Raw genomic sequence first — 24,849 nt, 5'->3', positions numbered from 1 at the left:
CCCGCCCGCCGTCCAGCACCCGCATCACGTCCTTGAAGGCGTTGCCGCGCTCGCCCAGCAGCGCGTCTGCGGGCAGGTGGATGTCCTCGAAGATGAGCTGCGCGGTGTCTGAGGAGCGCAGGCCCAGCTTGTCTTCCTTGCGCCCGATGGAAAAGCCCTGCACCTCGTCGCGGTTAAAGACAAAGGCCGAGATGCCGTCGTTCTTGCCCTTGCCCGGGCGCGGCGGATCGGTGCGAGCAAGCACCACGTACGTCCCGCCCACGCTGCCCTGGGTGATGAAATTCTTGGAGCCGTTCAGAATCCACGAGCCGTCGGGCTGCTCGGTGGCGCGTGACTGCATACCGCCGCTGTCGGAGCCGCTGCCGGGCTCAGTGAGGCCCCAGGCGCCCAGCTTCTTGGCCGAGGCGAGGTCGGGCAGGAACTTCTGTTTCTGTGCCTCGCTGCCTGCGATCAGAAGATGCCCCTGGCACAGGCTGTTGTGTGAGGCGACCGTCAGGCACAAGGAGCCGTCTACCGCCGCGATCTCCTCGATGATCATGGCAAAGGTGGCGGTGTCCAGGCCCGCCCCGCCGTACTGTTCGGGTGTTTGCGCGCCCATGATGCCCATTTCGCCCAGTTCACGGACGATCTCGAAGGGAAACTCGCCGGTCTGATCGCGCTGGGCCGCTCCAGGCTCCACCCGCTGTTTCAGAAAGCTCCTCAGGGTGCTGAGGATGGTGCGCTGATCGTCGTTCAAAGGAGTGAGGTTAGGATTCACGGGACGGTCGAGGATGCTGGTCATGGGATGCCTCCGGAATACAGGGTGTCGAGAGCGGCGTTACACCTGGAAGACGCCCACCCGCAGCTCGTCTTGCTGCGGATTTTGGGCGCAGGCTTCAAGGGCACGAATCAGGTGGTCACGGGTCTCCTGCGGCGGGATGATCTCGTCCACCCACAGGCGAGCGGCGGCGTAGCGGGGGTCGAGTTCGGCGTCGTACTTGGCCTTGATTTCTGCAAAGAGGCGAGCGAGTTCCTCGTCGTCGGGTTCGTGCCCGCTGCGCTTCAGGGCGGCAAGCTGGATATCGAGCAGGGTCTTGGCGGCGGCGTTCCCGCTCATCACGGCATACTTGGCGCTGGGCCAGGCGAAGATGAAGCGGGGGCCGTACGCCTTGCCGTTCATCGCGTAGTTGCCCGCACCAAAAGAACCGCCGGTGATGACGGTGATTTTGGGCACGACACTGTTGGAAACGGCATTGACCATCTTCGCGCCCCGGCGGATGATCCCCTCTTGCTCCGAATCGCGGCCCACCATAAAGCCGGTCACGTCGGAGAGGAAGATGAGCGGTACCCCGGCCTGATTCGCGTCGAGGATAAAGCGGGCGGCCTTGTCCGCGGCGTCCCCGTAGATCACGCCGCCCACCTCGATGCGTGTGCGTAGCCCCGGTTCGCCGCCCGCTTTCAGCTTCTTTTTGATGACCGTGCGCTGGTTGGCGACCAAGCCCACCGGGTAGCCACCTAACCGCGCAAAGCCGCACACGACCGTTTCACCGTATGCCGCCTTGAATTCATGAAACTCTCCGCCGTCCACCAGCGCCGTAATGAGTTCGCGCACGTCATACGGCTTGCTGCCATCCAGGCTCACCAACTCGGTCAGATCGCGTTCGGGAGCGGGGCGCACGGGCTGGCGCCGCTTGGCCCAGGGCGCCACCTCGCCTGCGGCGTACATTCCGGCCAGCGCCCGGATGCGTTCCAGTGCGGCCTCGTCACTCGGTTCCTTGTAGTCCACCGTTCCAGCGATGGAGGCGTGCATGTCGGCGCCGCCCAGCTCCTCAGAGTCCACCACCTGCCCGATGGCCGCCCGCACAAGCGCTGGCCCGGCCAGGTACAGCCCCGACCCCTCGGTCATGATCAGGGTGTCACACATCACCGGCAGGTACGCGCCGCCCGCGACGCAGTTCCCCATGATCGCGGCGATCTGCGGAATGCCCCTCGCGCTCATGCGGGCGTTGAGGTAAAAGACGCGTCCAAAGTCGTCTTGGTCGGGGAAGATCTCATCCTGCATGGGCAGGTAGACCCCCGCCGAGTCCACCAGGTATACGACCGGCAGGTGATTTTCCAGGGCGATCGTCTGCGCGCGAATCACCTTTTTGGCGGTGATCGGGAAAAAGGCACCCGCCTTGACGGTGGCGTCATTGGCGATGATCATCCAGGGTCGGCCCGCGATCCGGCCGATGCCGGTCACCGTGCCGCCGCTGGGGCAACCGCCGACCTCCTCGTACATCTCCCACCCCGCAAAGGTCATCAGTTCGTCGAAGGGGGTGCCCTCATCGACGAGGCGGGCGATGCGTTCGCGGGCGGTCAGCCGCCCCTTCTCGTGCTGGCGCTGCCGCGCCTTGGGGCCACCTCCCGCACGAACGCGGGCTTGATCCGCCGCCAAACGGGAGAGGGCTTCTGCCCAGGCGGCGGCCATGGGCGGCACCGGAGTGCGGGTATCAGGCTGGGTCATCTGCCCAGCAGTCTAACAAACGGCCGTTAGGAATGGGCAACCGGCAACCGCTCCTGCCTGGGCTCCCCCCGCACCGATGACCTCCCGCGCCCGCCGAGGCATGGGGGCGAGGCCCCGTGCTGGCCTGCTTGCCTTCCGCCCTTTACACTCGGAGCTCCGCGCCGGTTTTGGCCCGCAGCTCGTCCAGGCTGACTCCAGGAGCAAGCTCGACCAGCTTCAGGCCCTCCGGGGTAACGTCCAACACGGCGAGGTCGGTGATGATGCGGTCCACCACGCCTTTTCCTGTCAGCGGCAGGGTGCACTCGGGCAGGATCTTGTGGGCCTCCCCCTTGGCGACGTGTTCCATCAGGACGACGACGCGCTGCACTCCTGCCACCAGGTCCATCGCGCCGCCCATGCCCTTTACCATCTTGCCGGGAATCATCCAGTTGGCGAGGTCGCCCCGTTCCGACACCTGCATCGCGCCCAAAATCGCCAGGTTGATGTGTCCGCCGCGAATCATGGCAAAGGATTCGGCGCTGGAAAAAAAGCTCGCGCCCGGGAGGGCGGTCACCGTCTGCTTGCCCGCGTTGATGAGGTCGGGGTCTACCTCGTCCTCGGTGGGAAAGGGACCGATCCCCAGCAGGCCGTTTTCCGAGTGCAGCCACACCGACATGCCCTGGGGAATGTGGTTGGCCACCAGAGTGGGCAGGCCGATCCCGAGATTCACGTAGTAGCCGTCTTGCAATTCTTGTGCGGCGCGGGCCGCCATCTCTTCACGGGTCCAGGGCATCTTAGACCTCCTCTCCGGCCGCGCTGGCGGCGTTTGGCTGTACCGTCCTCACCGTGCGCTGCTCGATGCGCTTTTCGGGAAAGGGGTGATGCACGACGCGCTGCACGTAGATACCGGGAGTATCGACGTCATCGGGGTCGAGTTCACCGATCTCCACGAGTTCTTCCACCTCGGCGACGGTGATCCGGCCACAGGCCGCGGCGAGGGGATTGAAGTTTTGGGCGGTCTTGCGGTACACGAGGTTGCCCGCCCTATCCCCCTTCCACGCCTTGACAAGCGCGAGATCAGCCCTGATGCCCCGCTCGAGGATGTATGTCTCGCCGTCAAACTCCTTGTGCTCCTTGCCCTCGGCGACGACGGTGCCGACGCCCGTCTTCGTATAGAAGCCGGGAATGCCCGCCCCGCCCGCGCGCATCCGTTCAGCCAGGGTGCCCTGCGGCGTGAATTCCAGCTCCAGCTCTCCGGCGAGGTACTGACGCTCGAATTCCTTGTTCTCGCCCACATAGGAGGAGATCATCTTGCGAATCTGACGGGTTTCGAGGAGGAGCCCCAGGCCCCAGCCGTCTACGCCCGCGTTGTTGCTGACGGCGGTGAGGTTCTTGACGCCGCTGTCGCGCAGGGCGAGGATGAGTTGCTCGGGAATGCCGCAGAGGCCGAAGCCACCCACGGCGACGGTCTGACCATCGGCCACGATGTCTTGCAGCGCCGCACGGGCGCTCGGATACACCTTGTTCATTTGGCCTCCATTGTAATCACCGCTAACAGTTGTTCGGCAGCGTGTCGAGGAAGCGTTGGAGAAGCCCCCGGAACGCTGCCGGGTCTTCCTGCGGGAAGCCGTGCCCGCGTCCCGCAAGCACCACCGCTTCTGTGCCTAGGGCTGCGGCCTGCGCGCGCACCAGAGCGGGCGTCACCAACGTGTCGAGCTCGCCGCCCAACACGAGCACGGGAAGGCCCCTGAGGCGCGTTCCGTCCACCCGCCAAGCGGCCAAGGCGCGGGCATTGCCGCTGTAGTGCCCCGCGGCCATGCGTCCGGCGTCTTCGACCAGCTCGGCAAAGTTGGCGGGTCTGCCGGAGGGAAAGAGGGCCTCCAGACTGAGCTCGCGAAGCTGCGGATTCACGCGCAGCAGCTCCAGCACCGGGTAGTTCTCCTCGGGTGTAACGAGGCCGGTGAGGGGGGGGCTTGCCGCCAGGATCAGTCCGGCATACGCCCCCGGAGCGCGGGCGGCCCGTTCGAGCGCTACCGCTCCGCCGAGACTGTGGCCCAGCAGCGCGGGGCGGCTGAGTTTCTGCTCCGCCAGCCAGCCCCCGAGCCAGTCCGCGTAGGCAGGAATGCTCGCCTCGCCCGCGAACTCGGTTCCGGCAAAGCCCGGCAGGTCGGGGGCCAGCACACGCCAACCGGCCGGGGGATCATCCCGCAGGGCTTTCCACCACGCCGAAGAGGCGAAGTTGCCGTGCAGAGCCACCAGCACGCGCTCAGGCACGGGGTGCCTCCCCCTGGGAGAGCCGCTCGGGCGGGAGGGGTGCTTCGGGCAGCGCGTCGTCGAGCAGGGCGCGCAGCAGCCCCGCGAAGGGGGCGGTGTCGGCCACGCAGGCGAGGTGTCCCTGTGCCGAGTCGTACTCGAAGTGGGTGTGGGTGACGCCCGCCGCCCGGCTTGCTTCGGCAAAGGCCCGCATCTCGGCAGCGGGAAAGAACTGGTCGCCGCGGATGTTCACGGTAAGGAGGCGCAACCTCGTGTCCCGCCAACGGGCGAACAGTTCGTCGCGCGGCAGAACCGCTCCCAGGTCGTGCGTCTGCACCACTCGGCCGATGTCGAGGATGTGTGCGAGGCTGGCGGTGCGCCCCCGCGACAGCAGGTAAGCCTCAAAGTCCGCCTCGTGGAAGGTGCGTTCGAGCGCGTCTGCGCCCATCCCAAAAAAGGAGATCAGGCGAAGCGCTCCGGCCAGCCCTCCACAGGACGCGACGTCGCGCAGCAGTGGCCCAAAGGCTGCGCGCAGCACCGGCCCGGCGCAGGGGCTGGTGGCGATGGCGGCCACCCGGGGCGCGAGGTCAGGCGTGCGGGCGGCCCACTGGAGTGCCTGCATCCCGCCGAAGCTGGGGCCGAGGACCGCATGCCAGCGCTCCAGCCCCAGCTGGGCCAAGAGTGCCCGTTGCAGCGCGTGCAGATCGGCAAACCCCCAGGCTGGAAACCGTTCGCCCCACACCCCGCCCTGAGGGTGCTTTGTGTCTGGCCCGGTGGTCACCACCCCCGGAGCGCGGGCCTGCACGTTCGAGAGGGTATTCATCGCCACCACAAAAAAGCGCTCCGTGTCCACCGCCCGCCCCGGCCCGATCAGCGCCGCCCACCAGCCGAGCGTTCCGTCCTCTCCTACCCCCGCCGCTTCTGAGGTGCCGGTGTAGTAGTGGCAGACCAGCACGGCGTTGTCGCGCGCCTCGCTGAGGCGTCCCCACGTCTGCCCGCCCAGGCGCACAGCCACCGGCACGCCCCCGAGCGGCAGCGTCACCTCCAGCGTGAACGCGCCTCCCGTCTCCTCAACCATCTGTCGCATCGCTCCGAGGGTAGGCGGGAGGCGTTACGGGGTGGTCACAGGACCAGCTGTAACGCGGGCGTGACGCTCCTTCCCTACACTTGCCTTGACTATGAAAAAGATGCTACTGACGGGCGTGCTGCTCGCGCTCTCTGGTGCGGGCGCGGTGAAGGTGGGCGTGCTGCTTCCTCTCACGGGGGCCGGCAGCGTGTCGGGGCAGGCCGCCAGGAACGGCTACCTGCTCGCGCTGGACGAGATCAACCGAGCGGGGGGCGTCCTGGGCAAGCCGCTGGAACTCGAGTTCGCGGATGACGGCTCTTCACCCGCCAAGGCGGTGCCGGAATTTGTCCGGCTGGTGACAGTGGAGAAGGTGGACTTTATGGCGGGCGGCGTGAGCAGCGCCACTTCCATCGCGGTGAGCGGCCCCGCCAAGCAGTACGGCACCTTGATGGCCTGGATCGGGGCGGCGGCGGTGCCGGTCGAGGATGCCTTTGCTGACCACCGCTACTTCTTTCACTACCACCCCTGGTCGTACTACAACTTCGAGGCGATTCTCGACTACTTCAAGTACCTCAAGCGCAGCAAGGGCGCCAAGAACATCGCCATTGCCTACGAGGACGGTCCCTTTGGCTCGGCCGGGATCAATGACACGATCGCGGCCTTTAAGAAGGCGGGCTTCAACGTCGTGATGAGCGAGAAGTTCAAGACGGGCAGCGGTAATTTTGGACCGCTGGTGAGCAAGGCGAAGGCGGCCAAGCCCGACATCCTGTACTGGGTAGGCTACGACACAGACGCCCTGCCCCTGGCCACCGAGATCAAGCAGCAGAACCTGGAGGTGGGCCTGGTCTACGGCACGCCGCCCTCGTGGCCGGTCGGCTTCGAGAAGAATAAGCTCGCCGACAACATCGCGGGCCTCAGCCTCTGGCTTCCCGCCAGCCCGCAGCCCGAAAGCCGCAAGTTTGTCGCCGCGTACCGCAAGAAGTTCGGCAGCGTGACCGAGGAGTACTTCGCGCCGCTCGCCTACGTGAACCTCAAGACGCTCGCGGCCGCGATCAACCGTGCGGGGAGCACCGACAAGGACAAGGTCGCTGCTGAACTCGCCCGGACGAACGTCGATACTCCCTTTGGCAAGCTCACCTTCAGCAAGAGCCTCAAGACCCAGTACCAGGGCTTTAAGTCCGGGAACTGGCTGCACTTCCAGTTCCTGAATGACAGCCGCGTGCCGGTGTACCCGATTAAGTTCGCGCAGAAGCCCATGGTGTGGAACAAGTAAAGGGGTGAGGGAAGGAGGAGGGAGAACACTCCGCCGTTTGGAGTGCCCTCACGCCTCGCTCCTTTTCCCAGACGGAGCCTTGATGGAACTCTTGGTACAAACTCTGCTGAACGGCCTGCTGCAAAGCGGCCTGTACGCGCTCGTCGCGTCGGGGCTGGCGCTGGCGGTCGGCGTGGTCGGCATCGTGAATTTCGCCCACGGCGAGTTTCTGATGATCGGCGCGTTTCTGACCTGGGGCCTGAGCACGTTCCTGGGCGTAGACCCGCTGCTCTCGCTGCCGCTGGCGGCGGTCGCGGTGTTTGCCGTGGGCGCGCTCACCTACCGGGTGAGCCTCCGGCACGTCCTGCTCGCGCCCGAGCTCAACCAGATGCTGCTGACCTTTGGCCTGGGCATCCTGCTACAGAACCTGGCGCTGATGTGGCTGGGCGGTAACACCCGCACCGTTACCACGCCGTACCAGGGCAGTTCGATCAGCCTGGGAGCGCTGAGCGTGGGCGGGCCAAAAGCCATCGCGTTCGCGTTCGCGGTGGCCATTCTGGCGGGGCTGTACGCGGTGCTGTACCGCACCACCCTGGGCCGCCAGATGCGCGCGGTGGCGCAAAACCGCCGGGGCTCGCAGCTCATCGGCATCGACGTGGACCGGGTGTACCTGATCGCCTTTGGGGTGAGCTGCGCCCTGGCGGCGGTCGCGGGCGTGCTGGTCGCTACCCTGCTGTTCGCGTCGCCCACCGTGGGGCTGGTGTTCGCGCTGAAAGCCTTTGCGATCATCGTGATGGCGGGGCTGGGCAACCTGACGGGCGTGCTGTGGGCCAGCGTGGTCCTCGGCGTCGCGGAGGCGCTGGTCCAGACCTACGTGCCGGGCGGCGGCGGGTGGAGTGACGCGGTGTTCTTCCTCCTGATCTTCGCCACCCTGGTGTTCCGTTCCTACCGGGGGGCCAGGTGAGCCGGTCGGTGGGCCTCCGGCGAACTGCTCCGCGCCGCCCCGACCTCACCGCCCGGGCATGGGTGCCGCTGGGACTGTACTTCCTGCTGGCGCTGATCTTTCCCTTCCTGCCGCTGGGAACGCGCGCGGAATACCTGTTGCAAATCGCCTTTTTCACGCTGGTGGGGGGCACCTTGGCGCTGTCGTGGGACATCCTGGCGCGCAGTGGACAGGTGTCACTCGCGCACGCCGCCTTCTACGGGTTGGGGGCCTACGGCTTCGCCCTGCTCAGCAAGGTGTGGCCGTGGTTCGTGGCGATGCCCCTCGCGGCCCTGCTGGCAGCGCTGCTCGCTCTGGTGCTTGGGGCCGTGACCCTGCGCCTGAGCGGGATGTATTTCGCGATCGCCACCCTCGCCTTTACCGAAGTCGTGCGGACGATCATCCAGAACCTGCCGGAGTCGGTGGCGGGCGGGGCGAACGGTCTGCTGGTGCCCGCGCTGCTGGGTGGGAACGCTCGCGCGCAGTATTTCCTGGCCCTGGGGGTGCTCCTGTTCACCGCGCTCGTGAGCCTCGCGGTTCGCCGCTCGCGCTTGCATCACGCCTTTGCCGCCATTCGGCAGGGCGAGGAGACAGCGCGGGTGCTGGGCGTCCAGGTCGTGCGGTATAAGCTGCTCGCCTTTTTCGTCTCCTCCTTCCTGGCTGCGCTTGGCGGCGTGCTGTATGCCGGAAAGACCTTTTTCATCAATCCTCTCGAAACCTTTGGCCTCGCCAACTCCATCGCCCCCTTGACGACCTCTATCTTTGGCGGGCTGTACACCACGCTGGGGCCGATTCTGGGGGCGACGGTGCTGCGGGTGGCCGAAGAAGGGCTGCACGCCTACGTCAAGAACGGTTACCTTGTCGTCTACGGCCTGGTGCTGATGCTGAGCATTCTGTGGCTGCCGCGCGGGCTGATGGGCTTCTTCCGGCGCGGAAAGCAGGGGGGAGAGCTGTGACGGCGGTCAGCGTTCAACCGTCAGGCGTCGGCGAAAAGGAAACGGTTCTGCGTGCCGAGGGCTTAAGCCGGCGCTTTGGCGGGCTGTTGGCCGTTCAGAAGGTCACCTTTACCCAGTACGCCGGGGAGATCCTGGCGGTGATCGGGCCGAACGGGGCGGGCAAGACGACGCTGCTGAACCTGCTTTCTGGGGTCTACCGCCCCACTTCCGGACGGCTTTGGCTGCTGGGGCAGGACGTGACGGGGGAGAGCATGGAGGCGCGCTGTCACCGGGGGTTGGGCCGCGCCTTTCAGATCGTGCGGCCCTTTCCGGAGATGACCGTGCATGAAAACGTGACCGTAGGCGCACTCTTTGGCAAGCCGGGCGTGCGGCTTTCCGAAGCGCGCGAGCGGGCCTATGACCTGCTGGAACGAACTGGCCTCGCCCCACACGCCGACAAAGCCGCGCATGAACTCACCCTCCTCCAGGACAAGCGGCTGGAGGTGGCCCGCGCCCTCGCCACCCAGCCGCGCGTGCTGCTGCTCGACGAGGTGATGGCGGGCCTGCGTCCGGCGGAGGCGCAGGAGGCCGTCAGCCTGGTGCGGAGCGTGCGCGAAAGCGGCGTCAGCATTCTGTTTATCGAGCACATCATGCCGGTGGTGCGCGACCTGGCCGACCGGGTGGTCGTGATGGACCAGGGCCAGGTGATTGCGGAGGGCACGTACCGCGAGGTGACGGCCAATCCTCAGGTGGTCGCCGCGTACCTGGGTACCGAGGAAGGACTGCGCGCATGATCCGGGGCCAGGAACTGGTGATCGAACACCTCGCCGCCGGGTACGGCAAGGTTCAGGTGCTGTGGGACGTGAGCTTAAGGGCGCGCCCCGGCGAGTTCGTGGCGGTGATCGGGGCGAACGGTGCAGGCAAGACAACCACCCTGCGGGCCGTGAGCGGCGTGGTGAAGCCGACTGGGGGCCGCATCCTGCTTGGCGGGCGGGACATCACCCGTTCGGCCCCCTCGCATATCGTGCGGCTGGGGCTGGGGCACGTGCCCGAAGGCCGCGAACTGTTCCCGCGGATGACCGTGCGGGAGAACCTGGACCTGGGGGCGGCGATGCGCCCGGAGGCGCGGGAGGCCCAGGCGCAGACGCTCGAACACGTCTACACGCTGTTTCCTCGCCTGCGCGAGCGGCAGGGGCAACTGGCGGGCACCCTCTCCGGCGGCGAGCAACAGATGGTCGCTGTGGGCCGCGCGCTGATGGGCCGCCCCAGCGTCCTCGTCGTGGACGAACCCTCGCTGGGCCTCTCGCCGCTGATGACCCAAACCGTTTTTGAAGCCCTGAAAGCGGTGAATGCGGAGGGTGTGACCGTTTTGCTGGTCGAGCAGAACGTAGGCCTGAGCCTCCAGCTCGCCGACCGCGCCTACGTGCTGGAAAACGGGCAGGTCGTCAATGAGGGAACGGGGGCAGCCCTGCTGGCCGACCCACGGGTGCGGGAAGCGTATCTGGCGCTGTAGGCCAGCGCGCCCCCATCGCCGGGCTCATCCCCCCAGCAAAAAGCGCCCGGTCTCGCGGTAAAGCATCTCCACCGCCTCCAGGGAGTCGAAGGTATGGTTGGCACCGGGGATGCCGACGGCGTCGCAGCGCAGAGCCCGGGCGTAGCGGATGCCGTAGTCCGGCGGGCAGACCGTGTCGGCGTCGCCGTGGAAGACGCGGGCCACACCGCCCCAGCGTGCGGCGGCGTCGAGCGGCTTCAGGCGCGGCATCTCCAGCAGGAATTCGCGCCCGAGGGGCCAGCCGCCGTAATCGAGGATAACGGGGGGCGCGTACCCGCCGCGCAGCAGCGGCAGCCACAGCTCGGGAAGGGCGGGTGCCCACAGCGCCAGGCGGTGGGGCCGAACCCGCTCCGCCGCGAGCGCTGCGACCAGGCCACCCATGCTGAAGCCCAGCCCCATCACCCGTTCGGGGTCGAGCATGGGCAGGCCACGCAGGTACGCGAAGGCGGCCACAGTGTCTTCCACCTCGCGCAGCGCGGTCATCTCGGAAAAGTCACCCTCCGACTCGCCACTGCCCCGAAAATCAAACCGCAGGCTCGCGACGCCGCGCGCCGTGAGATACCGCGAGAACAGCGGAAAGAGGCGGTGCCCCTCCAGCCGGTTGCCGGTGAAGCCGTGCAGCATGACGACGCTGGGCCAGCCGGAAGCGGGCCGCTCGCCATCCGGAACGTGCAACATGCCGTAGAGGCGCTGACCGCCAACCGTGAACTGGGCGAACTGCTCCATAGCGCAAAGTCTAGAGGCCCGCGCCGTCGAGCTGGGCTCAGGGTGGCTTGGGCGCTGCGACCTGCTCCACCTTTGGGCGGAAGCTCACCTTCGGCTCAAGGTGCTAGGCTCCCCCGGACATGGACTGGTTTTACGCCATCATCTACGGGATCGTCGAGGGCATCACCGAGTTCTTGCCGATCAGTTCCACCGGGCACCTCATCGTCGCCGGAAACCTGATGGGCGTGCCCTGGCCCAAGGAAATCAAAGACACCTTCGAGGTGGTGATTCAGGGCGGCGCGATCCTGGCGGTGCTCGCCTACTACGGGCGCGACTTTGTGGCGCAGGCGCGGGTGATCGGCCACGACCGGCCCACCCAGCGCCTCTGGGGGGGCGTGGTGGTGGCCTGCATTCCGGCCCTGATCCTCGGCCTGCTGTTTGCCGATGCGATCAAGGCGAACCTCTTTCGGCCCACCGTGGTGGCCTGGGCGCTCATCGTGGGCGGGATACTCATGTGGCTTCTGGAGAGCCGCCGCGCCTCCCCCGTCATTCACGATCTCAAGGACATCGGCGTGCGCCGCTCGCTGCTGATCGGGACCGTGCAGTGCCTGGCGATTCTGTGGCCCGGTTTCTCCCGCAGCGCGAGTTCTATTCTGGGCGGAATGGTGATGGGGCTGGACCGCCAGACGGCCACCCGCTTCAGCTTTTATCTGGGGATTCCAACCCTGGGCGGGGCAGCGCTTGTGGACTTCGTGAAAAGCCGTGACCTTTTGGCGGAGATTGGCCTGCTGAATGTCTTCTTGGGGGCTGCGACCAGCTTTGCCGTAGCCTATCTCGCCATCGGCTGGTTGCTGCGCTTCGTGTCCCACAACAGCTTCAAGGGTTTCGCGGTGTACCGGGTGGTCGTCGGTGTGCTGATCCTGGTCCTGGTGGCCACAGGGCGACTGGCCAACGGGAGCGGGGGGCTGTAGCGGCGAGCGAACCGACCGGCCTCCTCTGTCACAATGTCCCCCGTGTTGTTCCAGCCGCCCGCCTGCTACCGTCCCTTTCTGAGCGGCCGGTACACCGTCTCCGCGGGTCTGTACCGCCTGGGCAGCCAGCGGATTCCCTGGCTGGAGGTGCCGCAGGTGGAGACACACACCTTCGCCCTCGACGGCGACTACCCACGATTCGTGGCGAGCAAGGTGGGCGCTCATACCCGCGCGCCCTACGAGTACATGGGGGAAGCTGCCCTGACGCCCGACCTGCGCGAGGCCGCCCTGACCTTTATCGCCCGTACCCTCGCTGCCGAGAGTGGCGGGGTCATGACCTGGGACGGACGCACCTTCCGCAACCTGCTCCTCGGGTGGGCCGCCGACCTTGAGCCCCGCTGGGGAAGTGTGGAGCGCCTGGAACGTTTCCCCGCGCCCCTGGCCTCCCTGGTCGCGGAGGTGCTTCCCGTACACGCACTCGACTTCCTGGGCCTGAATGCCCCCGAGGACCTGGCGCTGGTTGCCCGTGATGCTCGCACCGCCCGGGACTGGCTGGCCGCCATACACGTCCTGTCACCGCAGCACTGGGATCCGCGGGAGAAGCTGGGACGGGACTTTGTCGCCGTTCACGCACCGGTTGCGGGAAGCGGGCCGCTCAATGCGACTGCACCCCGGCTGATAGACGCGGTGATCAGCCGGGGGCCGTTCGTGCGGTTTGCCTGGGGCCTCAGCATGGGTGACCGCCTCGACCATCACCCCGCCGCGCCTCCAGACGCCGACCGAGCTGAGGCCACCCGCTTTGACCCGGACCGTGCCTTCCTGCGCGTTGAGCGGCAGACCCTCACGGGTTTTCCGGACGCGCAGGGCGCCCTCTTTACCATTCGGCCCTATACCTACGCGCTGCGGGAGGCGGTGGCCTTGCCCGAGCAGGCACACGCGCTCGCCGCTGCGCTGCGAAGCATGACGCCCGAGCAGGTCACGTACAAGGGGCTTGCGCGTCTGCTGCCCGAATTGCTCGCCTGGCTGGACGAAGGGTCCGGGAAAGGATAAAGGGGCCGTCAGCCGCCGCGCCGTACACTCAGGAGCGTGAACGTTCTCCGCCTCCTGACCCGTGCGGTATGGCCAGTTGTGCTTGCCGGGTCCGTCGTGGCCTGCGACCTGCCGGACGGCGGAACGCAGGCTGGGCGCCACCCGGTTCAGACGGATGCGGTCCAGACCAAAGCCCTCACCCGTGATCCGCGCAGTGGCCTGCCCTTGATCGCCGTCCGTGACCTCCCGCCCGAGGGGCAGCGGACGCTGCGGCTGATTCGGGCGGGGGGACCCTTTCCGTACCGCAAGGACGGCAGCACCTTTGGCAACCGCGAGGGCCTCCTCCCGGCACGCCCGAGCGGAGGCTACCGTGAGTACACGGTCCCGACCCCCGGAGAGCAGGACCGGGGCGCGCGGCGCATCGTGTGCGCGGTCCTGCCGCAGCCGGACGCCGAGTGCTACTACACGGCCGACCACTACACGACTTTTCGGAGAATCCGCCCGTGATCAATGTCTTTGCTGATACGCCGCAGGGCATTCAGCCTGCCCCCCATGACCCGCGGATTGTGGCCGCCGGTCATCAGGTGGCTGTGCGCGAGGTAGACCTTTCGCACGTGCGCGACAAGGAGGGCCTGATGCTCGCCTTTCTGCGCGGCCTGGGCCTCACCGAGAGCTTCGGGCGCAACTGGGACGCCCTCTACGACGTCCTGACCGACCCCAACGCGCGCCCGGCCCGCTTCGCGCTCGTGCTGTGTGACTACGAGCATTTCCGCAGGCGGCACCGGCACCTGGGAGCCGAGCTGGAACGGGTGCTGCTCGACGCGCAGGCCGAGGCGAACCGGCAGGGGCGCTGCCTGTGGCTGCTGGCCGAGGAACCCGCGTCCGATCCCCGGCACTGGTAATCAGGCGGGCTCGAGGACGGCGACATACATCATGCACTCGCCCAGCGGAACCTCCGGGTGGTACACGCCCGCCCGCGGATCGTACGCTCCGCCCGGCCACACCTCCGCCAGGCTCAGGCCCGTACCCGGCAGCAGGAGCCGCAGGTCGGCGGGGCTGTAGCAGCGCAGCGACTGGGTGAAGGGTTCCTCTCCGGAGGGGGCATACGTGTCGAGCATCCGGCAGCCGTCCGCGTCGAAGCCGTAGGTCTGGGTGTAGCGTTCGGTCCGGCGTGTAAAGCCTGCGTGATGCGCCCAGTACCAGGGCGTATAAACGTCCACGTAGGCCGTGCCTCCCGCCGCGAGCCATCCCGCCACCCGCGAGAGCAGGTGCCGCTGCTCGTCGTCCTCGCCTATGCCGAAGCCGTCCCAGTAACACACGGCGTTGAAGGGGCCACCGGGGTCGGCGGTGTAGAAATCGGCGGTCAAGGTACGGACAGTGGTGCCGTGCTGGGCCGCCAGCCGGCGCGTATGTTCTCCTGCCCCCGTCATCAGTTCCAGCGCCGTCACGTCATGCCCGGCGAGGGCCGCAGCGACGGCGAACTGCCCGCCGCCCGCACCGAGTTCCAGCAGGGTTCCCGGCTGGCCCCGGTGCCCTGTGACCCGTGCCGCGAGAGCCGTATGAACGGGATGGATGGGGGCGTGGTAACAGTCAATCAGGGCGTTTTGCCGCTCGTAAAAAGAGTGCGACCAGTGCATGTGCGGACCTCCAGTCAGAAGGAACGATGCCGCGCCGAAGGGGGCAGGCAGACGGTTCAGGACTGGAGGTTCAGCGCAAACGCATGGACAGGAGGCTCCTTGAGATGCGGACACCTTACCTTCTTTCGTGCCCGTATGCCTCGTCCGTTCGGCCTACCCCTGCTACACTCCCCCGCGATGAAGTTTCCCCGTTACATCCTCGGCATCGACACCTCCTGCGACGATACCGGTGTGGGCGTGGTCGAACTCGTGCCGGACGGGTCGGTGCGGGTTCGGGCAAACCGCGTCTGGTCACAAACGGTCCACGCGCAGTACGGCGGTGTGCTTCCCGAACTGGCCAGCCGCGAGCATGTGGAACGCATCGACGCGGTGACTGGGGACGCCCTCTCGGAGGCCGGCTTGACCGTGGCCGACATCGGCGCGGTGGCGGCCACCTCGGGTCCTGGTCTGGTCGGCGCGCTCCTGGTCGGCCTGATGTACGGCAAGGGCCTCGCGCAGGCGCTGGACGTGCCCTTCTACGCCGCTCACCACCTCGAGGGCCACATCTTCGCGGCGGCGAGCGAGGCGGACCTCCAGCCTCCCTACCTCGCCCTCGTCGTGAGCGGCGGCCACACGCACCTCTTTGACGTGCCCCGTGAGGGCGAGTACGTGCTGGTGGGCGCGACGCGCGACGACGCGGCAGGCGAGGCGTTCGACAAGATCGCCCGGCTCGCGGGTCTAGGCTATCCCGGTGGACCGGCGATCAGCGCGGCGGCGCAGCGCGGCGATCCAGATGCCGTCCCCTTCAAGGAGCCCTTGCAGGGGCAAAAGGGTTTTGACTTCTCCTTCAGCGGGCTGAAAACGGCGGCGCTCCTCGCGCACCGAGCGGGGGCAAAGCCCGAAGACCTCGCGGCGGGCTTCGAGCGGGCGGCGGTGCGCTTTCTGGTGGGGACGACGTTGCGGGCCGCTCGGGCCTACGGGCGGGACACTGTGGTGGTGTCGGGCGGCGTGGCGGCAAACCGGGCGCTGCGAGAAGCGTTTGCGGCGAGCCCGGTGCGCGCGGTGTTTCCCGGCAAGGGCCTGAACACCGACAACGGGGCGATGATCGCGCTGGCTGGGGCTGCCGCCATCCGCGCGGGAAGAGCGCCAAGCCCCCTCAGTGAGGGGGCGGTCGCCTACGCGCCGCTCGCCAACGCCTGAGCCTGCGGCCGCCAGAGGGCCCTCGCGTGACTGCTTTGCGTCTTCCTCGCTCAACTTTCTTACAAGTGTCTTACTGAAATCTGGCGAGGAGCGATGAGCCTGCGCGCTATACTCATGTGTCATGTTCCGTGTCCTGAACAAAGTGTTTGATACCAACCAGCGCGACGTGCAGCGCATCATCAAGACGGTGGTGCAGCCCGTCAACGCGCTGGAAGAAGAGACGATGAAAATCGAGAATCTCGCCGAAGCCTTTATGGCCCTGCGCCAGCGGGTGCAGGAGGGCGGCGAGTCGCTCGATGATGTACTCGTGCCCGCCTTTGCCCTCATCCGGGAGGCGGGCCGGCGCGCTATCGGCAAGCGGCACTACGACGTGCAGCTGATCGGTGGAACGGCCCTCCACCAAGGCCGCATCGCAGAGATGCGCACCGGCGAGGGCAAGACGCTCGTGGCCACGCTCGCCCTGGCTCTTAATGCGCTGGCGGGCAAGGGGGCGCACCTCGTCACCGTGAACGACTACCTCGCCCGCGTCGGCGCCGAAGAGATGGGCCTGCTGTACCGCACGCTCGGGCTCTCCGTCGGCCTGATTACCCGCGAGATGCAGCCCCAGCAGCGTCAGGCGGCCTATGCCTGCGACATCACCTACGTCACGAACAGTGAGCTGGGCTTTGACTACCTGCGTGACAACATGGCTCAAAGCCGTGAGCAGTTGGTGCTGCGCGCTGACCATCCCCTCCACTACGCGATTGTGGACGAGGTGGACTCCATCCTTATCGATGAGGCCCGCACGCCGCTGATTATCTCGGGCGCGGCGGAAAAGGCGACCGACCTCTACTACGTGTACGCCAAGCTGGTGAGGCGCCTGCAACGCGGCGAACCTGCCGAGCCCGGCAAGCGAACGGAACCGACAGGCGACTACACCATCGACGAAAAGGCCAAGCAGGTCCACCTCACCGAAGCGGGCATCGCCAAGATCGAGCGCCTGCTCTCGCTGGGCGACCTCTACAGCCCCGAAAACATGGACAAGGCGCACATGATCACCCAGGCGATCCGCGCCAAGGAGCTGTACCACCGCGAAAAGGACTACATCGTGAACGCGGAGGGCGAGGTCGTCATCATCGACGAGTTCACCGGCCGCTCCATGCCGGGTCGCCGCTACGGAGAAGGGCTGCACCAGGCGATCGAGGCCAAGGAAGGCGTCAAAATCGAGAACGAGAACCAGACCCTGGCCACGATCACCTACCAGAATTTCTTCCGTCTATACGACAAGTTCGCCGGGATGACCGGTACCGCCAAGACCGAAGAGAAGGAGTTCCTCGACATCTACGGCTCCGACGTGCTGGTGATCCCCACCAACAAGCCGGTGATTCGTAAGGATTATGACGACCTGGTGTACCGCACGCGCCTGGGCAAGTACCGCGCCGTCGTGGAGGAGGTCAAGGAGGTGCACGCGACCGGGCGTCCCATCCTGATCGGCACGGCCAGCATCGACACCAGCGAGCAGCTCAGCGCTCTTTTGGCCGAGGCGGGGATCAAGCACTCCGTCCTCAATGCCAAGTACGAGGCCCAGGAGGCCAGCATCATCGCGCAGGCAGGACGCTCGGGAACAGTCACCATCGCCACGAACATGGCGGGGCGCGGTACCGACATCATGCTGGGCGGTAACGCGGAATACCTGATCGGCGAGGCGATCGAGCGGCACTTCGGCATCAGCCGCTTTGCGCCGGAGGCAGAAGCCTTTGTGAAGGCGATCAGCCGCGAGGACCCCGAAGCAGAGCGGCTGGGGCTGCAGATCCCGGGCATGACGGGGCAGTTTATCCGTGAGGCGCAGAAGTTCCACGCCGAGACGGTGGCGGACCGTGCTCGGGTTCGTGAACTGGGCGGGCTGCACATCATCGGTACCGAGCGCCACGAGTCGCGCCGCATCGACAACCAGCTGCGGGGCCGTGCGGGCCGTCAGGGGGACCCTGGTTCCAGCCGCTTCTACGTGTCCTTTGAGGACGACCTGATGCGCCTGTTTGCGAGTGACCGCGTGGTGGCGATGATGGACCGCCTGGGAATGGACGACACCCAGCCCATCGAGGCGAAGATGGTCACCGGGGCGATTGAACGGGCGCAGGCTCGGGTAGAAGACCGCAACTTCAGCATTCGCAAGCAGCTGCTGGAGTTCGATAACGTGATGAGTAAGCAGCGCGATACGATCTACGCCCAGCGCCGAGAGGTGCTGCTGGGCGCCGACGAGGACGTCGAGGAATCCACCGAGGGCATGATCGCGGACTTCACGGAGATGCAGCTGGCCTACTACGCGCCCATCGACCAGGCGCCCGAGAGCTGGGACCTGGAAACGCTGCGCACGAACATGCTGGACGCCATCCCCCAGCTGGAAACGTACGACTTCGAGGCGTTGCGAACGATGACGCCAGCAGACGCGCACGCTCACCTGCTCAGCGCGGTCGCGGACGTCTTTGATGCCCGCAAGGCCGAACTTGGCCCCACCATGCTCAATAGCCTGAGCCGCTACGTGCTGCTGCAGGTTGTCGACCAGCACTGGAAGGAGCATCTGCACGGGATGGACGTGCTGCGTCAGGGCATCGGGCTGCGCGGCTACGGCCAGCGTGACCCCTTCACGGAGTACAAGTTCGAGGCGACGAACATGTTTAACGACATGATCGACAACCTCAAGGGCGAGGTGACGAAGTTTATCTTCCGCATGCAGTTCGGACAGGTCGCCTAACCCCGGTTCTCCGGGAGGTCCTGGGGCTGAAAGACCCGCAGGAGTCGCCGTTCGACCTCCCAGATGCTGCTGCGGGCGGACCGCACATCGGCCATCCCGGCGGCGTGGACGTACATCGTTTGCCGGTCAGGGGAAAAGCCGAGGGCCACTGTTCCCGGCATCAGCCCGGTGATGGAGGCGAGCAGGGTGAGGGCCGTGTCTCCCTCCAGCTGCAGGCGGACGCTGATGATCATGGGGTTGAGGTTCGGCCGGGGCCGGAGGGCCTGGAAAGCCATGGAGACGTTGGCGCGGATGAGTTCGCGCACAAAGTACCCGCTGAGGTCGATCAGGCCAAGAACGCTGCGGACGTACCGGGTGGTTCCCAGCGCCCGGTGAAAGAGGGCGAGCGGCAAGAAGCCTACGAGGTACCCTAGGGCCAGGGTGCGCAGGCTCACCTCTCCGAGAAAGAGCGCCCATACCAGCGCAAGGCACAGGTGAAATCCGGCACTTCTAAGGGGCGAGAGGGGCATGTCCTCCAGGGTAGGGGAGAGCCGGGCGCACGCGCTCTTCATGATGGCGGTGCCGGGGCCGTGATAAACTTCTCGCGTCAGCTCAGCGTCAGCGTTCACCCAAGTCATTGGTTCTCGGACCCCGGTCACCCGATTGCCCGCAGGGCACGTTCGCGGGTGAGAGATGGGGCGAAAGGTAGGCAGCTCATGGCGGAAGTCACGTTGGAACACGTCAACAAGCGGTACGGCACCAAGCACCACGCGGTGAAGGATTTCAACCTGACCATCGCGGACCGCGAATTCATGGTGTTCGTGGGGCCCTCGGGGTGTGGCAAGAGCACCACGCTGCGGATGATTGCGGGGCTCGAAGACATCACGGACGGCATCCTGAAAATCGATGGCCGCGTGGTGAATGACGTGCCCCCCAAGGACCGCGATATCGCGATGGTCTTTCAGAACTACGCGCTGTACCCGCACATGAATGTCTACGAGAACATGGCGTTTGGGCTGAAGCTGCGCAAGACGCCCAAGGCCGAGATCGACCAGCGGGTGCGTGAGGCGGCGCGGATCCTGCAGATCGAGCACCTGCTGGGCCGCAAGCCCAAGGAGCTCTCCGGGGGTCAGCGCCAGCGGGTGGCGATGGGCCGCGCCATCGTGCGTGAACCAAAGGTCTTTTTGATGGACGAGCCCCTCTCCAACCTCGACGCCAAGCTGCGGGTGGAGATGCGCTCGCAGATCAGCCAGCTGCACCGCCGCCTGGGGGCGACCATCATCTACGTCACCCACGACCAGGTGGAGGCGATGACGCTTGGAGACCGCATCGTGGTGATGCGTGACGGCGTAATTATGCAGGTCGACACGCCCATGAACCTCTATGACTTCCCGCAGAACAAGTTCGTGGCGGGCTTTATCGGCAGCCCCTCCATGAATTTCCTTCAGGCCCGAGTGCAGCAGGGCGAGTTCGTGGTGGGGGAGAGCCGGGTTGCCCCGATGGGCCGCCTCGCCCAAAGCCTGCGGGCCTACGAGGGCAAGGACGTCATTTTGGGGATTCGCCCCGAGCATATCGGCGTGGTGGGCTACAGTGACCTTCCGCAGGGCGTGAACCGGCTGCGGGGCAAGATCGTGGTGGTCGAGCCGCTCGGTGCCCAGACAGACCTCATCATCGACGTGGCCGGTCAGCATGTCACCGCCAAGGTGGAAGGGCACGCCCCCCTGCAGGCTGGCGATGAGATCGAGCTGCTGATTGACCAGACGCGCCTGCATGCCTTTGACGCGGCCACGGAGGAGGCCATTGACCGTGGCCAGCCCGCCGGGAAGCGTGGGCAGGCCGATACCCCCGGCTTGGGCTACGAGTACCCCGCTTCGGGGACTGCGGCTCCGGCGAGTACCCCCGTGCAGACCGCACCTGACGCCGTGACCGTCATCTCCGCCGACGACTGAAGCTCTGCCTCTTTGCCGCGCGCCGCTTTCTTCCGGGAGGCGGCGCGTGTGCCGTTTCCTGTTCTCAGAGAGATCACCTTTACCCGTCAGCGGTAGGGACGGTAGAGTAACCCGTCACTTCAATCCTGCCGGTTCCCCAGCCGGGGCCGGTGTCTGAGACGACGGAGGAGCCCCATGCTCAAGAAGACCCTGCTGACCCTGACCGCCCTGACCCTGCTTGCCAGTGCGGCTGAAGGGCGCTCCTGGGATGAGATCAAGCGCAGCGGCACCATCAAAATTGCCACTGAGGGGGCTTTTCCGCCCTTTAACTACTACCGGGGCAAGACCCTCACCGGCTTTGAGGTGGATCTTGCCAATGCCCTCGCCAAGCAGCTTGGCCTGAAGGTCCAGTGGGTGACGCAGCCTTTTGACAACCTGCTGATCGGCCTGAACCAGGACCGCTATGACTTCGTGATCGCCAGCCACGGCATCACGCCCGAGCGGGCGCGCGCGGTCGACTTCACCAACCCCCACTACTGCACCGGTGGCGCAATCGTCACCAAGCCCGGCGGCCCCCTGACAGCGGCTGCGCTCAGGGGCAAGTCCGTCGGCGTGCAGGTCGGCACCACCTATCTGGAGAACGTCCGCAAGGTGCCCGGCGTGGGGGACGTCAAGACCTACCCCAAAGACACCGATGCGCAGGCCGCTCTGCTGGCTGGTCGGGTGGATGCCTGGGTGGGAGACAAGTTCACCGGGTTGGACGTGGTCAAGGCGCAACAAGGCAAGCTGGTGCAGGGTGACCTGCTGTTCAAAGAGCGCATCGGCATGGCGGTGAAAAAGGGGAACAGCAGTCTCCTCAAGGAACTGAATGCGGCGCTGGCCAAGGCCATGAGTGACGGAACCTACGCCAAACTCAGTCGGCAGTACTTCGGTCAGGACGTGCGCTGCCGCTGAGTCGGGTCATTGAACGCGCCGGGGAGGCCCGCTATGCCCCGGCGCGTATCTGTGCCATTATCTTGCCCAATGCAAAACGAGTGTAGCTCACGGTTCATGGTCCTCTTCCGGAGGCGCGCATGACCCTCCCACCCGCTGCGCCCCGGCAGCCGCTGGGTGGCCTGGCCCTGCTGGGCTGGCTGCTCGGCGCTGCCGTCGCGTTCTTCCTGCTGTTTTTTGGGGTGACGGCCGTCTTGCGGCAGATGCCCGAGCCCATCGGTTCCCGCGCTGACCTCTTTGTGGAGGGGGCCAGGATGACCCTTCAGCTGACGCTCGTGAGCGGTCTGATGGGTCTGCTGGTGGGCATCGTCGCGGGCATCATGCGAACGAGTGCGGTATGGGTGGTCCGCGCTCCGGCCAGCCTCTTTATCTGGCTGATTCGCGGCACCCCGCTGCTGGTGCAGATCCTCTTCGTGTATAACGCCCTGCCGCCCCTCTTGCGGGCGGTTGGGCTGGACATTGAGCTCAATGAGTTCTGGTCGGCCGTGATTGCGCTGGCCCTGAATGTCGGTGCGTACAACGCCGAGGTGATTCGTGCGGGCATCCTCGCCATTCCGCGTGGACAGACCGAAGCCGCCCGTTCCCTCGGTCTCAGCGGTGCCCAGACCATGCGGACAGTGGTGCTGCCGCAGGCACTGCGCATCGTGGTGCCACCCCTGGTCAATAACCTCGTTGCCCTGCTCAAGGATTCTTCGCTCGCCTCCTCCATCGCCCTGCTTGAACTCACGTTGGCCGGGTCGCGTGTCTCCAGCGAGACTTTCCAGCCCATCCCCGTGCTGACCACCGTCGCCGCGGTGTACCTCGCGCTGACCACCGTGATGACACTCTTTACGGACCAGCTTGAAAAACGGGTCAAAATCGCGACCCGGTAGACCGCCAGCAGTCAGCAAAAATAGGCCCCCAGCCCGCTTGGCTGGGGGTCTTGCGGGTCGGGGGCCGTTACGCGGCCACGACCGCCGGCGGCTCATTTCGGCTGCCCGCCTTCTGCCAGAAGTACACCAGGGCGATCAGGCCGAGGGCGGCGAGGTTCCACAGGATGTGTGTGGGAATGATCAGGATAAAGGACGCGACCAGCAGCAGCAGCGTCTGGAGGATGGTCGTGCGGCGGTGAAGGAAGCGCAGGGTGGCTGCGCTAAAGGCGACCAGGCCGATAAAGGCGAAGATGACCATCGGGATGGCCTCCGTCCAGGGCACGCCGCCCAGGCGGTTACCGGCGATCAGGAGCAGCGACGGGTTGAAAAACATCATGTAGGCCAGCAGGGCGGTTCGCAATTCGTACTGGAACGCCTGTACCCCCGTAGCAACCGGATTCCCCCCAGAGATGGCGGCGGCAGCAAAGGCCGCAAGCGCGACGGGCGGGGTGGAGTCCGCCATGATGCCGAAGTAGAAGACGAACATATGAACAGGGAGCATTTGGGCGGGGTTGGTGGTGTCTAGCCCGGCAATGCGGGCGATGATGGGCACGATCAGCGCGCTCATCAGGATGTAGTTGGCGGTGGTGGGCAGGCCCATTCCCAGAATGAGGGCGATCAGCTGCGCCATCAGGAGGACGACCAGCATCGCGCCAAAGGTCGCGACGGCAGTGGCGTTCACGCCGGGCAGTAGACCCGCGACACCTGCCAGCAAGGACCGGAATCCCTCGCTGACCAGTTGTACGATGTCCGCGAGCCCGAAGCCCAGCCCGGTGATGGTCACGATCCCCACGATGATCCCGGCAGCGGCGGTGGCGATGGCGATGCCGATCATGCTCCTGGCTCCCGCTTCCAGCGCCTCCACCAGCATCCGCCCCCCGTCGAGCAGACCGCGGCCGATGGTGCGCCCGTCGCGGCTGGCCCGCCACGCCTCCTGTATGAACATCATGACGATCATCAGGTAGATCGTGTTCAGGGCGATCCGCTCGGGAATCGCTTCCGGGTTGACGGTCAAGGTACCGATCAGGTAGCCCAGCGGAATGAGGTAGTACCACCCGGCGAGCAGCGTCTGCCGCACACGCGGCAACTCGTGGCGGGGGAGCCCCCGCAGCCCCAGCTTCAGCGCCTCGATGTGCGTGACCACCAGCAGTGCCCCGTAACACAGAAACGCGGGAATGGCGGCCGCCAGGATGAGCGAACGGTACTCGATGTTGAGGTTTTGCGCCATGATAAAGGCGGCTGCGCCCATCACCGGGGGCATCAGTTGCCCGTTGGAACTGCTCGCGACCTCGATGGCCCCGGCCTTTTCCGCAGAGTAACCCACCCGCTTCATGGTGCCGATGGTGATGTTGCCGCCCGTCACCACGTTGCTGACCGCCGAGCCGCTGATGATGCCGTTCAGCGCGCTGGAGAGCACGCTGGCCTTGGCCGGGCCGCCCCGAAAGCCTCCCAGCAGCCCCTGAGCGACCTTCATGAACCACTCGCCCGCGCCCAGTTTGTCAAACACCGCCCCGAACAGCACGAACAGAAAGACGATCTGGGCGCTCACACCAATGGCCGTGCCGAAGATGCCCTCGGTGTTGGCATAGAGCTGTCCCACCACCTGCGGCCAGGTTTGCCCCGCGTGCAGCTGAAGTTGCGGCCCCAGATCGCCACGAATCAGACCGCGCGGTCCGGTGAGGGCGTACAGGATAAATACGCCGGCCACAATGGGCATGGCGATGCCGATGGTGCGCCACGCGGCGAGCAGCAGCAGCACGATCATCGCGCTGCCCATCCACACGTCTATCCCGTTCAGGACGCCCCCCTGCACACCCGCGATGCTGGGGTACCGCACGATCAGGTACACGGCCGAGCCGACGGCGAGCGTGCCCAGCAGCCAGTCATACCAGGGCACGCGCCCCTGCGGCTGCCCTGGCGTTTTGCGAAAGGGAAACACCAGGTACGCCAGCGCAAAGGCAAAAGCCAGGTGCGCAGCGCGCAGCAGCAGCAGGTCAAGCGTCCCGACCTGCGCGGCATAGAGCTGAAAGGCGCACCACGCCAGCGCCACCACGCTGACGAGCAGCTTCTGCCAGCCGAAGAGCTTGCGTCCTCCTGTTTCGGCGGCCTCGACCATCTCGAGCGCCCGCCGCTCGCCCTCGGTCATCCCGCTCTGGTCCAGAGCCGGGTCACTGGAAACAGGTCTGGTCGGATCACTCATATCTTCCTCATTTCCTCTCCGAAAAAAGGAGCCAGCCGCCTTGTTTCACGCGGGCTGGCCCCTTGGCGTTGGCCTCTGGGCC

24 protein-coding genes (1 of these 24 only partly in view) are annotated in these 24,849 nt (G+C 66.2%); 14 read left to right on the top strand and 10 right to left on the bottom strand.

Features of this window, described 5'->3' with window-relative positions; all coding sequences use genetic code 11:
* From EI73_RS04175 to EI73_RS04150, 6 genes are all read right to left on the bottom strand, one after another.
* A protein-coding gene (locus EI73_RS04175) for an acyl-CoA dehydrogenase family protein (protein WP_034384537.1) crosses the window boundary here: on the bottom strand, window positions 1-781 show its 5' portion. Its footprint begins 422 nt before the window's first position; 781 of the gene's 1,203 nt are visible here — the first part of the coding sequence; it begins with the start codon at window positions 779-781; its stop codon lies off the left edge, out of view.
* Between the two features lie 36 nt (window positions 782-817).
* A complete protein-coding gene (locus EI73_RS04170) occupies window positions 818-2,485 on the bottom strand; it encodes an acyl-CoA carboxylase subunit beta (protein WP_034384535.1) in 1,668 nt (555 codons plus the stop codon).
* 142 nt (window positions 2,486-2,627) lie between these two features.
* The gene (locus tag EI73_RS04165; protein WP_034384533.1) at window positions 2,628-3,257 is read right to left on the bottom strand and encodes a CoA transferase subunit B; all 630 of its coding nucleotides are present in this window, start codon (window positions 3,255-3,257) and stop codon (window positions 2,628-2,630) included.
* Window position 3,258: 1 nt separating this feature from the next.
* Complete coding sequence (locus EI73_RS04160) at window positions 3,259-3,993, bottom strand: CoA transferase subunit A (RefSeq protein WP_034384531.1); 735 nt, start codon at window positions 3,991-3,993, stop codon at window positions 3,259-3,261.
* A gap of 22 nt (window positions 3,994-4,015) precedes the next feature.
* Window positions 4,016-4,738, bottom strand: coding sequence for an alpha/beta fold hydrolase (locus EI73_RS04155; RefSeq protein WP_034384529.1), 723 nt, complete (start codon window positions 4,736-4,738; stop codon window positions 4,016-4,018).
* The gene (locus tag EI73_RS04150) at window positions 4,731-5,804 is read right to left on the bottom strand and encodes an alpha/beta fold hydrolase (RefSeq protein ID WP_034384527.1); all 1,074 of its coding nucleotides are present in this window, start codon (window positions 5,802-5,804) and stop codon (window positions 4,731-4,733) included. The genes EI73_RS04155 and EI73_RS04150 overlap by 8 nt, the downstream gene beginning before the upstream one ends.
* 91 nt (window positions 5,805-5,895) lie before the next feature.
* Between EI73_RS04150 and EI73_RS04145 the strand changes: the two genes are divergently transcribed.
* The 5 genes from EI73_RS04145 to EI73_RS04125 all read left to right on the top strand — a co-directional run bounded on the left by EI73_RS04145 (window position 5,896) and on the right by EI73_RS04125 (window position 10,465).
* Complete coding sequence (locus EI73_RS04145) at window positions 5,896-7,056, top strand: ABC transporter substrate-binding protein (protein WP_034384524.1); 1,161 nt, start codon at window positions 5,896-5,898, stop codon at window positions 7,054-7,056.
* Window positions 7,057-7,138: 82 nt separating this feature from the next.
* A complete protein-coding gene (locus tag EI73_RS04140; RefSeq protein ID WP_034384523.1) occupies window positions 7,139-7,999 on the top strand; it encodes a branched-chain amino acid ABC transporter permease in 861 nt (286 codons plus the stop codon).
* Window positions 7,996-8,973, top strand: a complete 978-nt coding sequence (locus EI73_RS04135) for a branched-chain amino acid ABC transporter permease (protein WP_081908954.1) — start codon at window positions 7,996-7,998, stop codon at window positions 8,971-8,973. Before EI73_RS04140 ends, EI73_RS04135 begins: the two co-directional genes overlap by 4 nt.
* Window positions 8,970-9,746 (top strand): ABC transporter ATP-binding protein, encoded by a 777-nt coding sequence (locus EI73_RS04130; protein WP_051935408.1) that lies wholly within the window; start codon window positions 8,970-8,972, stop codon window positions 9,744-9,746. The genes EI73_RS04135 and EI73_RS04130 overlap by 4 nt, the downstream gene beginning before the upstream one ends.
* The gene (locus tag EI73_RS04125; RefSeq protein WP_034384520.1) at window positions 9,743-10,465 is read left to right on the top strand and encodes an ABC transporter ATP-binding protein; all 723 of its coding nucleotides are present in this window, start codon (window positions 9,743-9,745) and stop codon (window positions 10,463-10,465) included. Before EI73_RS04130 ends, EI73_RS04125 begins: the two co-directional genes overlap by 4 nt.
* Window positions 10,466-10,489: 24 nt before the next feature.
* Here the strand turns inward: EI73_RS04125 and EI73_RS04120 are convergent, their stop codons facing one another.
* Window positions 10,490-11,230, bottom strand: a complete 741-nt coding sequence (locus EI73_RS04120) for a S9 family peptidase (RefSeq protein WP_034384518.1) — start codon at window positions 11,228-11,230, stop codon at window positions 10,490-10,492.
* Between the two features lie 119 nt (window positions 11,231-11,349).
* Here EI73_RS04120 and EI73_RS04115 point away from each other — a divergent pair, with 119 nt between their 5' ends.
* Genes EI73_RS04115 through EI73_RS04100 form a run of 4 tightly spaced genes read left to right on the top strand, consistent with a single transcriptional unit; the run spans window position 11,350 to window position 14,111 of the window.
* Complete coding sequence (locus EI73_RS04115) at window positions 11,350-12,180, top strand: undecaprenyl-diphosphate phosphatase (protein WP_034384516.1); 831 nt, start codon at window positions 11,350-11,352, stop codon at window positions 12,178-12,180.
* 42 nt (window positions 12,181-12,222) lie between these two features.
* The gene (locus tag EI73_RS04110; protein WP_231557281.1) at window positions 12,223-13,230 is read left to right on the top strand and encodes a heme-dependent oxidative N-demethylase subunit alpha family protein; all 1,008 of its coding nucleotides are present in this window, start codon (window positions 12,223-12,225) and stop codon (window positions 13,228-13,230) included.
* Window positions 13,231-13,266: 36 nt separating this feature from the next.
* A complete protein-coding gene (locus tag EI73_RS04105) occupies window positions 13,267-13,716 on the top strand; it encodes a ribonuclease domain-containing protein (RefSeq protein ID WP_051935407.1) in 450 nt (149 codons plus the stop codon).
* Entirely contained in the window at window positions 13,713-14,111 is a 399-nt protein-coding gene (locus tag EI73_RS04100) for a barstar family protein (RefSeq protein ID WP_034384513.1), read from the top strand. Before EI73_RS04105 ends, EI73_RS04100 begins: the two co-directional genes overlap by 4 nt.
* Here the strand turns inward: EI73_RS04100 and EI73_RS04095 are convergent, their stop codons facing one another.
* Window positions 14,112-14,846 carry a bifunctional 2-polyprenyl-6-hydroxyphenol methylase/3-demethylubiquinol 3-O-methyltransferase UbiG gene (locus EI73_RS04095; RefSeq protein ID WP_034384511.1) on the bottom strand — a complete coding sequence of 245 codons (735 nt, stop codon included), beginning with the start codon at window positions 14,844-14,846 and terminating at the stop codon, window positions 14,112-14,114.
* A gap of 177 nt (window positions 14,847-15,023) precedes the next feature.
* On the opposite strand from EI73_RS04095, the gene tsaD reads away from it, so the two are divergent.
* Both tsaD and secA read left to right on the top strand, forming a co-directional pair.
* Entirely contained in the window at window positions 15,024-16,025 is a 1,002-nt protein-coding gene (gene tsaD / locus EI73_RS04090) for a tRNA (adenosine(37)-N6)-threonylcarbamoyltransferase complex transferase subunit TsaD (RefSeq protein ID WP_034384510.1), read from the top strand.
* Between the two features lie 121 nt (window positions 16,026-16,146).
* Window positions 16,147-18,756: a preprotein translocase subunit SecA gene (gene secA / locus EI73_RS04085; RefSeq protein ID WP_034384508.1), complete on the top strand. Its 2,610-nt coding sequence runs from the start codon at window positions 16,147-16,149 to the stop codon at window positions 18,754-18,756.
* Here the strand turns inward: secA and EI73_RS04080 are convergent.
* Complete coding sequence (locus EI73_RS04080) at window positions 18,753-19,265, bottom strand: Na+/H+ antiporter subunit E (protein ID WP_034387699.1); 513 nt, start codon at window positions 19,263-19,265, stop codon at window positions 18,753-18,755. The two genes, secA and EI73_RS04080, sit on opposite strands and share 4 nt — an antisense overlap.
* Window positions 19,266-19,451: 186 nt before the next feature.
* Between EI73_RS04080 and EI73_RS04075 the strand changes: the two genes are divergently transcribed.
* The 3 genes from EI73_RS04075 (at window position 19,452) to EI73_RS04065 (ending at window position 22,528) form a co-directional block, all read left to right on the top strand.
* Window positions 19,452-20,684, top strand: coding sequence for an ABC transporter ATP-binding protein (locus EI73_RS04075; protein WP_034384506.1), 1,233 nt, complete (start codon window positions 19,452-19,454; stop codon window positions 20,682-20,684).
* A gap of 174 nt (window positions 20,685-20,858) precedes the next feature.
* Window positions 20,859-21,617, top strand: a complete 759-nt coding sequence (locus tag EI73_RS04070) for an ABC transporter substrate-binding protein (protein ID WP_034384504.1) — start codon at window positions 20,859-20,861, stop codon at window positions 21,615-21,617.
* Between the two features lie 119 nt (window positions 21,618-21,736).
* Window positions 21,737-22,528, top strand: a complete 792-nt coding sequence (locus EI73_RS04065; RefSeq protein ID WP_034384503.1) for an amino acid ABC transporter permease — start codon at window positions 21,737-21,739, stop codon at window positions 22,526-22,528.
* 67 nt (window positions 22,529-22,595) lie between these two features.
* Here the strand turns inward: EI73_RS04065 and EI73_RS04060 are convergent, their stop codons facing one another.
* Window positions 22,596-24,767 (bottom strand): TRAP transporter permease, encoded by a 2,172-nt coding sequence (locus tag EI73_RS04060; protein ID WP_197050739.1) that lies wholly within the window; start codon window positions 24,765-24,767, stop codon window positions 22,596-22,598.
* Window positions 24,768-24,849 lie beyond the last annotated feature (82 nt).

Source organism: Deinococcus sp. YIM 77859 (assembly GCF_000745175.1).
GTDB lineage: Bacteria > Deinococcota > Deinococci > Deinococcales > Deinococcaceae > Deinococcus.
The sequence above is the reverse complement of the archived record's forward strand: the minus strand, read 5'-3'. Positions and strand labels throughout refer to the sequence as shown.